The organism is Clostridium tertium (assembly GCF_017873245.1).
GTDB lineage: Bacteria > Bacillota > Clostridia > Clostridiales > Clostridiaceae > Clostridium > Clostridium tertium.
Map to the genome: position 1 here is coordinate 118,862 of NZ_JAGGJY010000011.1, position 12,986 is coordinate 131,847.

Sequence of the window (12,986 nt, forward strand, 5' to 3'; positions counted from 1 at the left end):
TTTACCCTTTTTAAATAATTGTTTTATTTTATTTAAAGTTATTTAACAACTATGTTTACAAGTCTTCCTTTTATAACGATAACTTTAACTATATTCTTGCCTTCAGTTGCAGCAATTATATTTTCATTAGCTAATGAAGCTGCTTTAATTCCTTCCTCATCTAAATCAGTAGAAACATTTATTTTTGCTTTAATCTTACCATTAACTTGAATAGCAATTTCAACTTCATCTTTAACTAAAGCTTTTGGATCGAATGTTGGCCAAGCTTCATTGAAAATTGAGAATTCTAATCCAAATAAGCTCCATTGTTCTTCAGCAAAGTGAGGTGCAAAAGGTGCTAGAATCTTTAAGAAGTCTACACAAGTTTTCTTTAGGAAATCTAAATTCTTTACATCTTCTTGTAAGTATTTAGAGAAAGCATTAACAAATTCCATCATTCTTGCAATTGCAGTATTAAATTGGAATTTATCAGCATCTTCAGTTACACCTTTAATTGCATTATGTAACCAGAAGTTTAATTCCTTTTCAGCTTTATCTAAAGTAGTTTTATTGTTATTGTTAGCTTCAATAGCTTCTCTAGCTATATCAAGATATCTTTCGATTCTATCTACAAATCTTGCAACAGATTTAAGCCCATCATCACTCCAAGCTCCACCTTCAATATAAGCAAATCCAAACATTAGGTACATTCTAAATACGTCTGAGCCATATTCTGAAATATAATCATTTGGAGAAATAGTATTTCCTTTTGATTTACTCATTTTTAATCCATCAGGTCCAAGAATTAATCCTTGGTGAGTTAATGATTTAAATGGTTCATCAAAATCTAAATATCCCATATCCCTTAAAGCTTTAGTAATGAATCTAGCATATAATAAATGCATACAAGCGTGCTCAGGGCCGCCAACATATTTATCTACTGGAAGCATTTTATTTACTATATCTTTATCAAAAGCTTTTTCACTATTTTTGCTATCAGGATATCTTAATTGATACCAAGATGAACAAACAAATGTATCTAAAGTATCTGCTTCTCTTTTAGCAGGCTTTCCGCATTTTGGACAAGTTGTATTTATAAATTCATCGCATTTTGCAAGTGGAGATTTTCCATCTGGAGCAAATTCAACATTGTATGGAAGTTCTACTGGTAATTGATCTTCAGGTACAGGTACAGTTCCACAATGCTCACAATGAATCATAGGAATTGGGGCTCCCCAATATCTTTGTCTAGATACTAACCAGTCTCTTAATCTATAATTAACCTTTGCAGAGCCAAGTTTCATAGATGATAATTTTTCAACTATCTTTTCTTTAGCTTCTTCAGTAGTTAATCCATCAAATTCTCCAGAGTTAACTAATACACCATATTCACAGTAAGGTAATTCAGTGTTATCACCTTTTTTGTTAGTTATAACTCTTTCTATTGGTAAATTAAACTTTGTAGCAAAAGCAAAATCTCTTTCATCATGTGCAGGAACAGCCATAACAGCTCCAGTTCCATAAGTTGATAAAACATAATCTCCAATCCAAATTGGAACTTCTTTATTGTTTATAGGATTTATGGCATAAGAACCTGTAAATACACCAGTTTTTTCTCTTGATAAAGATTGTCTTTCTATATCAGATTGTTTTTTAGCTTCTTCTTTATAATTTTCAACAGATTCTTTATATTCTGCAGTTGTAAGTTTATCAACAAGTGGATTTTCAGGTGCTAAAACAACATAAGTTACACCATTTAATGTATCAACTCTAGTAGTGAATACATCAAATTTTATATCTGAATTTTTAACTTTAAATGTAACTTCTGCACCAGTAGATTTACCAATCCAGTGTTTTTGCATAGCAACAGTTTTTTCTGGCCAGTCTAAAGTATCTAGTTTTTCTAATAGTTCATCAGCATAATCAGTTATTTTTAAGAACCATTGAGTTAAGTCTTTTTTTGTTACTTCAGTTGAACATCTTTCACAAGCACCTTCATGAACTTGCTCATTAGCTAAAACTGTATTACAAGATGGACACCAGTTTACAGGGGCTTTTTTTCTATAAGCTAATCCTTTTTCATATAGTTTTAAGAATACCCATTGAGTCCATTTGTAATAGTCTGGATTACAAGTTATAACTTCGTTATCCCAGTTAAACATAGCACCCATAGCTTTTAATTGTTTTTCCATAGTTTCTATATTTTTATCAGTTGAATCCTTTGGATGGATTCCTGTCTTTATTGCAAAGTTTTCAGCTGGAAGTCCAAATGCATCAAATCCCATTGGTTGAAACACATTATATCCTTGCATTCTTTTCATTCTAGCCCATGAATCTACAGGTCCATAGTTAAACCAGTGACCAGCGTGTAATTGGCTACCTGAAGGATAAGAGAACATTTCTAAAACATAAAGTTTTTCTCCTTCCTTATTTGGGTCGAACTTATAAAGATTTGTTTCTTCCCACTTATCTTGCCATTTTTTATCTATGGAAGTTCCATAATTAGCCACAATAATTCCTCCTTTAAAAGTAAAAAATAATATAAAAAAGCCCTTCATCTCAATTAAGAGACGAAGGACATATTCGCGGTACCACTCTTATTAGAAAAAATAATATTTTTCTCACTCAAATTTATAACGGTTCTCCCGTACTTGCTTTTAACAAGTAAGCTCATAGGCAAGTTCTTATAAGTTAAACACTGTTTTACAGCAACCAACAGCTCTCTTGAGGATAACCTTTATAATACTACTCCTAATCAAAGCAATAAATATATAATTTTAATATACTCAATTATATATTTTATTACAATATAAGTCAACAACCACAAAATAGGAAATTATATGAATTAAAATATATTAAGAAATTTGTTGATGAAAAAGGAGCAATTGGATATATTAATCATATAAAACTTAAAAGGAGGTAAAAGAAGATGAATATAGGAGAGTTAATGAAATTTAAAAACTGGGTTGTTATAGGTGATGTTTCTAATGAGACTAAATATGCAAATAAAATTTTAAATAAGTTTAAGTTAAAAGGATATATGGTAAGTGGAGTTCATCCTAAAGGTGGTAAGGGAATTTACACTAATTTGAAAGAGGTTCCATATAATATAGAAGCTATTGATTTATGTATAAATGCAAAATATGGAATAGAGTTTTTAAAAGAAGCAAAAGAGCTGGGAATAAAAAACGTATTAATACAACCAGGTGCTGAAAGTGATGAAATATTAAAATATTGCAAGGAAAATTCTATAAATGCTATAGAAAACTGTGCATTGATTCAGTTAAATCATATATAGAGTTAAAATAAAGGGGGATGCAAGGATGTCTTGTTTAGGAAATTTAATTTGGATTATATTTGGAGGTCTTTTTAATGCACTAGCATGGCTAGGGTTTGGATTATTATGGTGTATTACTATAGTAGGGATTCCAATAGGCCTTCAATGTTTTAAAATGGCTGGTTTACAATTTGCCCCATTTGGTAAAGAGGTTGTTACTAAGAATGATAGTAGTTTTAATTTATTGCTTAATATATTATGGGTTATATTTGGTGGACTTGAAATGTGTATAGCAAATTTAATTAGTGCTTTCTTTTTATGTATTACTATAATTGGAATACCATTTGCAAAGCAATCATTAAAATTAGCTAAATTATCATTAATGCCATTTGGGAAAGAAGTAATATAAAAATAAGTATTTTAAAATGTAAATTTTGTATGTATTATATAAGATTACGTTTAATATTTCTCTGTTTAGTAGTATTATATTGTATGAGTAGTAATTATGATTAAAAATGATCTTAATTATAATATAGTTAAGCATTATATAAGTTTAATTATTGCAAAATAATTTGTATAGAAGATGAATATAGGTACGATAAGGAGAGAAGTATATGTCTAGAAGTAAGACTAATTTGGGCGAAGGTTCAGTAGGAAAACTATTATTAAGCTTAGCTCTTCCTGCTATAGTGGCACAATTAGTAAATGTTCTATATAACATAGTTGATAGAATATTTATAGGAAGAATGGCAAGTGGAGAAGTGGCTATGGCTGGAGTTGGTGTTGCTTTTCCTATTATAATGATAATATCAGCATTTTCTGCACTTATAGGTATGGGTGGAGCTCCACTTGCAGCAATAAAAATGGGTGAAAAAGATAATGAAGGTGCAGAAAAGATTATTAGTAATAGTTTTTCTACTTTAATAATTATTGGATTAATATGTACAATTGTTTTTTTGATATTTAAAGAAGATTTATTATGGGCTTTTGGAGCTAGTGATGCAACTATTGGATATGCAGTTGATTATTTAACTATATATTTAATAGGAACAGTATTTGTGCAAATAGCTCTTGGGATGAATCCATTTATTAACACACAAGGTTTTGCTAAAATTGGTATGGTTACGGTTGTGATAGGAGCTATAATAAACATAGTGTTAGATCCTATATTTATTTTTAAGTTAAACTTGGGTGTTAAGGGAGCTGCCTTAGCAACTATACTTTCGCAATTTGTTTCTGCAATATGGGTATTAACTTTCTTATTTGGGAAAAAGAGCATACTAAAAATAAGAGTAAATTATTTAGCGCCTAAATTCAAGGTATTACTACCAATAGTAGCTTTAGGAGTTTCGCCATTTATAATGCAATCAACTGAGAGTCTAGTATTAATAAGTATGAATAATAAGTTACAACTTTATGGTGGAGATTTAGCAGTTGGTGCCATGACTATAATGAGTAGTATAATGCAAATTGTTACTTTACCATTAATGGGACTTTCGCAAGGAGCACAGCCTATAATAAGTTATAACTTTGGTGCTAAAAATATAGAAAGAGTAAAAAGGACTTTTAAATTATTATTAACAAGTTGTCTTACATATACTTTTATTATGTGGGCTGCTTTAATGGTATTTCCAGAAGTTTTTGTTGGGATATTTAATAATAAGCCGGAGCTTGTAGAAATAACTTCATGGAGTATGAGAATATTTTTTGGAGGAATCTTTATTTTTGGGGCACAAATAGCGTGTCAACAAACTTTTTTAGCACTAGGTCAAGCTAAAATATCACTTATTATGGCGCTACTTAGAAAAGTAGTTTTACTTGTTCCACTTATATTCATACTTCCAATGTTCTTTGAAGATAAGTTAAAGGCTGTATTATTTGCTGAACCTATTTCTGATATAATAGCGGCACTAACAACAATTACTGTATTTATAATATTTTATAAAAAGACTTTTGTTAAAGATATGGAATGAAAATATTAATATGATATACTATAAATTATAGATATTATATTTTGGTTAAAGAAAATATAGTGATAAATATTATAAAAAGTTTTGGGGGAATAAGATTTTGAAGAGTGATGAAAATAGAATTTTATTTAAAGAAATAAAATCGTATGAGGAAGCTTACTTTTACAACTCATCGCCAGAAGAAAGAAATAATAAACATTTAAATAACATAAACAATGTTAAAAAGAAGGATAGTAAAATAAAAAGATTTTTTGAATCTTCGGCAGGAGATATGATTGAAGGAGTTATCGAAATATTATTTTCCATATTAGATTAATAAACTAGAAATTTTATAAATGTTAATAATGGGCTAGATTTTATAATAAAATCTAGCCCATTTAATTTAAATTCTATTGTGTATTCTTTGCATATAAAATGAAATTAATAATGTTAATGCATAATCAAAAATTAAGAATACAGGTTGTGCTATAATCCATAACAATGAAAGTGGAAGCTTTGTTATTTCTATTGCTATAAAGGACTTAAATACAAAGATAGATATAAATAAAGAAATATTACAAAATATCATTTTACAAAATATTTCTAAATATAGCTTATTTAACTTTTCAATATAGTATTTAACTATTCCGTATATTCCAAAGAATAAAATATATAGCAAAATTATATTAATAGGTAATATAAAAAAACCAATAATTGATGAAGCTATATATACAAGAAAAGCACTTTTGATAGATCCTTTAATTAGTGCAATTGGAATTAATAATGATGCTAAGGTAAGGATACTAATTGTACTTATAGGTAGTAGAAAATTTAAATATAAAATTATGTTAGTAAGTGCTACTAAAATAGCACTTAAAGTTATTTCTTTAGCTTTCATAACTTAAAACACCACCAATTAAATAATTAGGGATTAACAACAACCTATTAGGTCACCACCCATACATTCACAGATTGAATCTAAACACCATAGATTTATACAACAATCACAAGCATTAGCATTGTTTGATCCAGTTGTTCTATAATAATTATTGCTATATGCTTGAGTCCTTTGATGAAGAGAATTTAGAGTTTGTCTATATTCAAAATTATTAGGATCCATATTTACAGCTGTTTGAATATGCTTTAGACCTGCATCAAACCAACCTTTATTTGTTAGCAATACTCCATATAAGAAATTCCACTCAGCATTTCTATTATTAGATATACTATTAAGTCTATTTTCAGCTTCAGCAAAGTTTCCACTTTGAATAAGTCTCCTTATTTCTGAAAACATATAGCTATTATCACTTGATGAACTATTATATGATGAATTGCTACTGTTTGAACTACTATATGTGTTACCAGCGTTTTTAGTAAGTGCATCATAAGCAGCGTTAATATCCCTCATTTTTTCTTCAGCAAGATCTTTTAATGGATTATCACCATATTGATCAGGGTGATATTGTTTTATTAAATTTCTATAGGCTTTTTTTATTTCGTCTTGAGTTGCCCCAGGTTTTAAACCTAGTACTTCATATGGATTCATTTTAATTGTCACTCCTTTTATCTTCTCTGGTATTATTTAATATCCCAACATATTTATCCATCATACCTAATTCTAAAATGTTTTTAAGGATATCTTCATTTCTTTTTAAGGGCAATTTGGAAATTATATCTTTACAATTATATGAACAATTTAAAATTGTAAATTCTAGCCTTCCTTGAATTAAAGAAATTAATTCTTCATATGGTTTATTATCTTCATTAAACAAATAATTTATTGGATTGAATTTTTTCTTTTCTATATCATCCTTTAAATCATCAAAGGCATCTATAAGATATATCCATTTTCCTAAAGTATATCCAAGCTTATATAATTCATTTCTTAGGCTTTCGCTATCATTAATAAATTCGTTAGGATAAGCCTTTAATATATTTCCAACTATATCACTAAATGGATGGCATATTTCATCTATAGATGAGAAATTCTTGTTTTTTTCTAATTCAGTTAATATTCTAAGGTTAACTCTTATAATATCGTTAATGTCATCTATAGATTTATTAATTTTCTTTTGGTATGGATAAAGTATTTTTTGAAATACTTTGCTTTTAAGATTATTATCATCTTGAATATCGTCTTTTAATTTATGATAATAAAGTGTTAAGTTCATTGCAGCAGCATAATGTAATGCATCATTATTAATAATTACTGGTTTTTTATCTTTTGGATGAGCAATACAACGTTTGATTTCAATATTAGGTTCTTTAACTGATAAGGAATCTAAAAGTATTGCTAAAAATGTCATATCATAATTTAAAACCATTCTTGGTATATTCCCAGCACTATTTTTTAGTTGAAAACATAAACCACAGTAATAACTTCTGAATTTTGTAAAGTCTTTAACTTTAAGCTCTGCTTTTAGAGGAGTTACGTATCCAAACAATAAAAACACTCCTTAATATTAGTTTAGATTAATTATACAAAAATAAAGTATCATTAACAATAATTTAAAGGAAAATAAGGAAATATTAAAAAAATAGAAACAATTACAAATTAAGTTGACAAAATATTCCTAGGAATGTATATTCGAAATATACATAGAAAAGGGGATATATGGTAATGAAAAAAATACTAAAAGTAATAACTATATTATTTATAATTTTAATTATAGGCTTTGGAGGGAAATTTATATTAGATAGTAAATCACAATCTACCAATAATGATATACAAAACAAAGAAAATGATGCAGATATATCAAATCAAGAAGAAGAACCTCAAAAGGAAGAAATTAAAGAAGAAGAAAAGAAAGAGGAAGAAATTAATTATTTAACTTTAGATGTAAATGAGGTTAAAATCCCTATATTAATGTACCACTCTATATCTGATAGTGATCCTAATAATACCTTGCTTATTCCAACATCTCAATTTGATGAACAAATTAAGTGGCTTAAGGAATCAGGATTTACTCCAATGTTACTAGATGATGTTATAGAGGCTTTTAACACAGGAAAAGTTCCAGAAAAGCCAGTAGCAATAACATTCGATGATGGATATGCGGATAATTATACAGATGCATATAGAATATTGAAACAGTATGATACGAAGGCTACATTTTTTATAATAACAGATAAAACTGATGTTGATGGTTGGTATATGAATTCCGATATGCTAAAAGAAATGAGCACAAGTGGTATGGGAATAGAAAATCATACATCTAGACATATAGAATTTACAAAAATATCAAGGGAAGATAAGATTGCAATAATTAAAGAAGGTATTGAAAAGTTAAAAGAAAAAGTTGGGGTGGACAGTAAGTATGTTTGTTATCCAGTTGGTAGATATGATGAAGAAACGATAGAAATAGAAAAGGAATTAGGGATAAAAGGAGCTGTTACAACAGAAGGAGGAATTTCAAGTCTTTCTGATGGATTATATTCATTAAAAAGAGTTAGAATATCGCCTATGGATATTGAATCTTTTAAGAGTATATTTAGTGATTTTATAAATTAAAAAATAATGGGATGTGATTATGTCATATCCTATTTTTATATTATTAAAAAGAGGTTGTAGAGTTATGGGGACGTAATAAAATTATAAATAAGTTAGAGTAGGAAAGTAGGAGGATAAAAATGATAGGTACATTAATAAATAGCTTAACTATAATAATTGGATCAATAATAGGGCTTTTTGTAAAAGGAAAAATAAATGGAAAGATTAGTGATACTATAATGAGTGGGTTAGCATTATGTGTTATTTACATAGGAGTATCAGGAGCATTGAAAGGAGAAAATACAATTGTGATGATTATTTCTATAGCTTTAGGTGGACTAATAGGTGAGTTAATAGATATAGATTCAAAACTTGAGAACTTAGGAAATAAAATAGAAAAAATGGTTAATAAAAATGGAAGTACTGTATCTATTGCAGAAGGGTTTGTTACATCTACCTTACTATTTTGTGTAGGTGCTATGGCGATTGTAGGAGCTTTAGAAAGTGGTTTAAATAATAATTATAGCACACTTTTAGCAAAGTCTATTTTAGATGGAATTAGTTCTATAATATTTTCATCAACGTTAGGTATAGGAGTAATCCTTTCGTCAGTTAGTGTTTTGTTATATCAAGGTAGTATTACTCTAGCAGCTGGTATGTTATCAAATATGCTTAATGATGCAGCTATAACTAATATCACAGCTGTAGGAAGTTTATTAATTATAGGATTAGGTCTCAATATTTTAGGTATTTCTAAGATTAAGGTATCAAACTTATTGCCTGCTATGTTATTTGCTATATTGTTAAGTTTTATAAAATTTTAAATTTTAATTTATAGAGTAGATTAATATGTGTATAAAAAATGATTAGTATACACTATTTATTAAAATGCGTACAATAATTATGCAGAATTAATTAATGTAAGTAATAATTAATTCTACATATATTATTAAAAATTAGCATAAATGCTTATAAAATAAGAAGTCATAGAGAATTTTAAATTGAAATAAAGATGAAAAAAGAAATTCATCTTTTTAATAATGTTCGTATATTTCTTTGGCGATTTCAGTAATATATGAGAAAAATTTTGAAAAATGCATTTGAAAAGGTTTGATTATAAAGTTATATGTCGCAAAAATAAAAAAAATGTTATAAAATTATTGTAATCACGAATTATATGTTGTATAATTTTTTTGAAAGTTCGAATGAGAAAATTTTAAAAAATTAAAGTACAAAAGTATATTAAATTACAAAGGCTTAGGGAGGATTTTAATAATGAAGAAAAAAGCAATAGCTTTAGTTTTATCAGCACTTATGGTAACTGGTTTAGTTGGATGTGGAAACAAATCAGAAGGATCAGCAAATGATGTTAAAGTAGGTATGGTTACTGATGCAGGTACAATTGATGACAAGTCATTTAATCAAGGTACTTGGGAAGGAATTAAAAAAGCAGAAGCTGAATTAAAAGTTGAAAGTAACTATTTAAAGCCAGCTGGAACAACAGAAGCAGATTATATGAAGGAAATAGGAAATCTTTATGATACAGGATATAAATTTATAGTTACTCCTGGATTTAAATTTGAAACGGCTATTTTCCAATCTCAAGAAAAATATAATGATGCTAAGTTTGTAATAATTGATGGATCTCCTAACAATGGAAAAACTGGAGCAGATAGAGTAGAAAAAGTTGGAGATAATTCAGTTGCAGTTTATTTTGCTGAGCAAGAAGCTGGATTTTTAGTAGGAGTTGCAGCATCAGTTCAACTAAAAGAAGGTGACTTAGGATTTATAGGTGGCATGGAAATACCTTCAGTTCAAAAGTTTAACTGGGGATTCCAACAAGGGGTTAAATATGCTAATGAAAATCTTGGAACAAAGATGAGCATTAAAGAAGAAAATGTAGTTTATCAAGGTTCATTTGATAACGTAGCAGCAGGACAACAATTAGCAGCAACTATGTACGATAATGGAGTTAAAGCTATATTTGTGGCAGCTGGTGGAGTTGGTGTTGGATCAATAAATGAGGCAAAAGCAAGAGCTACAGCTGGTAAAGAAGCTTGGATAATTGGTGTTGATGTTGACCAATATGCAGATGGTATATACAAAGATGATAAATCTATAATTTTAACTTCAGCTATGAAGAAAATAGATGTAGCAACTTTTGATATAATTAAAGATGAATTAGATGGAAAATTCCCAGGGGGTCAAACTTTAACATTTGATGTTAAAAATGATGGAGTTGGTCTTCCAAATGAAAATCCTAACTTAACTGAAGAAACTACTAAGCAAGTAGATGAAGTTTACAATAAGATTAAAAATGGTGAAATAAAAGTACAAGCTGAAAAAGGCGATTTAATAAAGTAATTTAATAGATTTTAATATATTACTTATGATATGGGGAAAGACGGAAGTACCGTCTTTTTCTTGTATAAAGGATTAATTAGATTAATTTAACAATTAGTCAAAAAAAAGGAATACAAAGACTGCATAGATATAGTAAAAGTTTTTTTATATAAGTATTAGGGAGGATAATTCATGAGTTATGTAGTGGAAATGCTTAATATTCGCAAGGAATTTCCAGGGATTGTAGCAAATGATAATGTAACATTACAACTAAAAAAAGGTGAAGTTCATGCTCTTTTAGGTGAAAATGGTGCAGGGAAATCTACATTGATGGGGATGCTTTTTGGAATGTATCAACCAGAAGCTGGAGTAATAAAAGTAAAAGGAAAAGAAGTTAAAATTTCTAGTCCTAATGTAGCAAATGATTTAGGAATAGGAATGGTTCATCAGCATTTTAAATTAGTTGAAAACTTTACTGTAACGGAGAATATTATTTTAGGTTGTGAACCTAAAAAATTCTTGACAGTAGATATAAAAAGTGCTGCCAAGAAGATAGATGAATTATCAAAAACTTATGGATTAAATGTTGATCCATACGCAAAAATAGAAGATATATCAGTTGGTATGCAACAACGGGTTGAAATCTTAAAAATGTTATACAGAAATGCTGAGGTCCTTATATTTGACGAACCAACAGCCGTTTTAACTCCTCAAGAAATTGATGATTTAATTAAAATAATGCAAAACCTTATAAATGAAGGAAAATCAATAATTCTAATTACACATAAGCTAAAGGAAATTAAAGCAGCCGCAGATAGATGTACAGTTATAAGAAGAGGAAAATATATAGGAACAGTTGATGTTAAAGAAACTACTGAAGCTGATATGGCTAAGATGATGGTTGGAAGACAAGTTTCATTTAAAGTAGAAAAGAAAGAATCTACTCCAGGAGAAGAAGTATTAAGAATAGAAAATTTATCTGTTAAAAATAATAAAAAAGTTTTAGGACTAAAGGATTTTTCGCTAAGTGTAAGAAAAGGAGAGATAGTTGGTATAGCTGGGGTTGAAGGAAATGGACAAACTGAGCTAGTTGAAGCTATAACAGGTATGAGAGGCGTAGATTCAGGTAAAATATTATTTAATGAAAAAGATATTACTAGATCTTCTATAAGAAATAGAATTGATGAGGGTATAGCTCATATCCCAGAAGATAGACATAAAAGAGGACTTATTCTTGATTATACTATGGAAGATAATATGGTTCTGAAGGTTTATAAAAATAAACCATTTTCTAAAAATGGACTTATAAATAGAAGTAAGATAACTGAATATGCAAATAATATTATTGAAACTTTTGATGTAAGATCTGGAGAAGGTGGAAAATCTATGGCAAGATCTTTATCAGGTGGTAACCAACAAAAAGGTGTTATTGGACGTGAAATCCAATCAAGTCATGATTTATTAATAGCGGTTCAACCAACTAGAGGATTAGACGTAGGTTCTATAGAGTATATACATAAAAGACTTGTTGAACAAAGAGATAGTGGAAAAGCTGTACTTTTAGTATCATTAGAATTAGATGAAGTACTAAATGTTTCAGATAGAATTGCTGTTGTTAACAATGGGGAACTTATAGGAATAGTAAATGCCTCTGAAACAGATGAAAATGAAGTTGGATTAATGATGGCAGGAATAAAGAGAGGTGAAAGCTAATGGAAAAAAATCAAGGCTTAAAATCTATAATGGCTGTAATCTTAGGTCTTATTGCAGGTGCGATATTAATGGCAGTTATGGGATTTAATCCTCTTGAAGGATATGAATTCTTATTTAAAGGTGGATTGATGAACCTAGAGAGAATAGGTAATACAATAGCTACTGCAACACCATTAATGCTAACAGGACTTTCAGTTGCCTTTGCATTTAAGACAGGATTATTTAACATAGGGGC

At 28.7% G+C, this 12,986-nt stretch carries 12 protein-coding genes, 1 pseudogene and 1 other annotated feature; of the genes and pseudogenes, 9 read left to right on the plus strand and 4 right to left on the minus strand.

Annotated features, from left to right (window positions below; genetic code table 11):
• Positions 1–38: 38 nt before the first annotated feature.
• Positions 39–2,489: a leucine--tRNA ligase gene (gene leuS / locus J2Z25_RS12860; RefSeq protein ID WP_209740891.1), complete on the minus strand. Its 2,451-nt coding sequence runs from the start codon at positions 2,487–2,489 to the stop codon at positions 39–41.
• 53 nt (positions 2,490–2,542) lie between these two features.
• Positions 2,543–2,747, minus strand: a binding site (T-box leader).
• Between the two features lie 161 nt (positions 2,748–2,908).
• Between leuS and J2Z25_RS12865 the strand changes: the two genes are divergently transcribed.
• The 4 genes from J2Z25_RS12865 (at position 2,909) to J2Z25_RS12880 (ending at position 5,542) form a co-directional block, all read left to right on the plus strand.
• Positions 2,909–3,277, plus strand: a complete 369-nt coding sequence (locus J2Z25_RS12865; RefSeq protein ID WP_209740892.1) for a CoA-binding protein — start codon at positions 2,909–2,911, stop codon at positions 3,275–3,277.
• Positions 3,278–3,302: 25 nt separating this feature from the next.
• Positions 3,303–3,665: a YccF domain-containing protein gene (locus tag J2Z25_RS12870; RefSeq protein ID WP_209740893.1), complete on the plus strand. Its 363-nt coding sequence runs from the start codon at positions 3,303–3,305 to the stop codon at positions 3,663–3,665.
• A gap of 205 nt (positions 3,666–3,870) precedes the next feature.
• Positions 3,871–5,229 carry an MATE family efflux transporter gene (locus J2Z25_RS12875; protein WP_209740894.1) on the plus strand — a complete coding sequence of 453 codons (1,359 nt, stop codon included), beginning with the start codon at positions 3,871–3,873 and terminating at the stop codon, positions 5,227–5,229.
• Positions 5,230–5,326: 97 nt separating this feature from the next.
• Entirely contained in the window at positions 5,327–5,542 is a 216-nt protein-coding gene (locus J2Z25_RS12880; RefSeq protein ID WP_008677794.1) for a hypothetical protein, read from the plus strand.
• Positions 5,543–5,608: 66 nt separating this feature from the next.
• On the opposite strand, the gene J2Z25_RS12885 is transcribed toward J2Z25_RS12880, so the two are convergent.
• The 3 genes from J2Z25_RS12885 to J2Z25_RS12895 are packed head-to-tail and all read right to left on the minus strand — an operon-like array spanning position 5,609 to position 7,649.
• Complete coding sequence (locus tag J2Z25_RS12885; protein ID WP_209740895.1) at positions 5,609–6,103, minus strand: hypothetical protein; 495 nt, start codon at positions 6,101–6,103, stop codon at positions 5,609–5,611.
• Between the two features lie 33 nt (positions 6,104–6,136).
• Positions 6,137–6,751 (minus strand): J domain-containing protein, encoded by a 615-nt coding sequence (locus tag J2Z25_RS12890; RefSeq protein WP_209740896.1) that lies wholly within the window; start codon positions 6,749–6,751, stop codon positions 6,137–6,139.
• A gap of 1 nt (position 6,752) precedes the next feature.
• On the minus strand, positions 6,753–7,649 hold the full coding sequence (locus J2Z25_RS12895) for a DUF5685 family protein (RefSeq protein ID WP_209740897.1): 897 nt from the start codon (positions 7,647–7,649) through the stop codon (positions 6,753–6,755).
• 176 nt (positions 7,650–7,825) lie between these two features.
• On the opposite strand from J2Z25_RS12895, the gene J2Z25_RS12900 reads away from it, so the two are divergent.
• The 5 genes and pseudogenes from J2Z25_RS12900 to J2Z25_RS12920 form a co-directional block, all read left to right on the plus strand.
• The gene (locus J2Z25_RS12900) at positions 7,826–8,716 is read left to right on the plus strand and encodes a polysaccharide deacetylase family protein (RefSeq protein ID WP_209740898.1); all 891 of its coding nucleotides are present in this window, start codon (positions 7,826–7,828) and stop codon (positions 8,714–8,716) included.
• A 119-nt stretch (positions 8,717–8,835) separates the two neighbouring features.
• On the plus strand, positions 8,836–9,519 hold the full coding sequence (locus J2Z25_RS12905; RefSeq protein WP_209740899.1) for a DUF554 domain-containing protein: 684 nt from the start codon (positions 8,836–8,838) through the stop codon (positions 9,517–9,519).
• A 451-nt stretch (positions 9,520–9,970) separates the two neighbouring features.
• Positions 9,971–11,059 (plus strand): BMP family lipoprotein, encoded by a 1,089-nt coding sequence (locus J2Z25_RS12910; protein WP_209740900.1) that lies wholly within the window; start codon positions 9,971–9,973, stop codon positions 11,057–11,059.
• A gap of 171 nt (positions 11,060–11,230) precedes the next feature.
• Positions 11,231–12,751 (plus strand): ABC transporter ATP-binding protein, encoded by a 1,521-nt coding sequence (locus J2Z25_RS12915; RefSeq protein ID WP_209740901.1) that lies wholly within the window; start codon positions 11,231–11,233, stop codon positions 12,749–12,751.
• A pseudogene (locus tag J2Z25_RS12920) lies at positions 12,751–12,986 on the plus strand (ABC transporter permease); the annotation flags it as partial. The gene J2Z25_RS12915 and the pseudogene J2Z25_RS12920, both read left to right, overlap by 1 nt.